1 protein-coding gene is annotated in these 1,251 nt (G+C 45.2%); it reads left to right on the forward strand.

Features of this window, described 5'->3' with window-relative positions:
• Window positions 1-105: 105 nt before the first annotated feature.
• Window positions 106-1,251: IS4 family transposase (locus I6F53_RS20070; protein WP_231616659.1), on the forward strand; the 1,146-nt coding region annotated here is incomplete at its 3' end.

Below are 1,251 nucleotides of genomic sequence, written 5' to 3' on the forward strand. Positions count from 1 at the left end.
AGCTGTCTCTTATACACAAATCCCTGCTAAGAAATTAGCGGGGATTTTTTTGAACTAAATCTCAATGTCATGATCAGATCTTCAAATCTTGTTTGAGGGCACATTATGATTAACGAACATACTCATTGGGCAAAACAACAATTCGGTAAATCGGACTTAGGTGATCCAAGAAGAACAGCGCGTCTGGTAAAGTTAGCATCAACGCTTGCAAATGAACCAGGAAAACCACTTGTGAACATCACTCAATCCCCCGCCGATATGGAAGGTGCCTACCGCTTTATTCGCAACGAGAATATTGACGCAACGGCTATAGCAGAGTCAGGCTTTAAAGCCACGGTTGAACAAGCAAAAAGTCATAACTTATTGCTCGCATTAGAAGACACGACCACACTAGTTTATAAACATTCCTCCATTCGAGATGATTTGGGTCATGTCGGACGAGGAGCAAAACAACGAGGCTTGTTAGCTCATAGCGTATTACTGTTTGCGCCAGACACAAAGCAAGTTGTGGGATTAATTGAACAGTCTCGCTGGAGTCGTGATATCAACACGATTGGAAAAAGAGAAAAACACGCGACGACTTCTTACGAAGAAAAAGAAAGTTACAAGTGGGAGTCAGCGTCACGAGCGATGGCAGAGCGGCTGCAAGGACAAATGGCGAACGTGATATCGGTGTGTGACCGCGAAGCGGACATCTACGAATACTTGCAGTATAAACTGACCGAGCAGCAACGATTCGTCGTACGCTCGATGCAAAGTCGTCATATTGAAGAAGGTGAGGATAAGCTCTATGCGTTTGCAAGCGAGCTGATGAGTGCAGGCACCAAACACATCCACATTGCACAAAAAGGAGGAAGAAAAGCCCGAAGCGCAACACTGGATATCACCTATGCGCCAGTGACACTCAAAGCGCCTTACAATAAGAAAGGACGCTCCCTCCCAGTTTACTATGTCGGCTGTGCAGAGCGAGGAAACGCTAAGAACGGCTTAAGCTGGCACCTATTAACCAGTGAACCAGTCACCAGCAAAGAAGACGCCTTAGCTATCATCACCTACTATGAGCACCGTTGGCTTGTAGAGGAATACCATAAAGTCTGGAAAAGTGATGGCACGGATATCGAAAGTTTACGCCTTCAAAGCCAAGATAACATGGAAAGATTGGTGACGATTAATGGCTTTATTGCGACGCGAATATTGCAACTAAAGTTCACCAATGAGCAGCCTGATTCGCCAAGTTGTGAACAACTGTTA

This window comes from Pseudoalteromonas sp. SWN29 (assembly GCF_015864465.1).
In the GTDB taxonomy this organism is placed as follows: Bacteria; Pseudomonadota; Gammaproteobacteria; order Enterobacterales; family Alteromonadaceae; genus Pseudoalteromonas.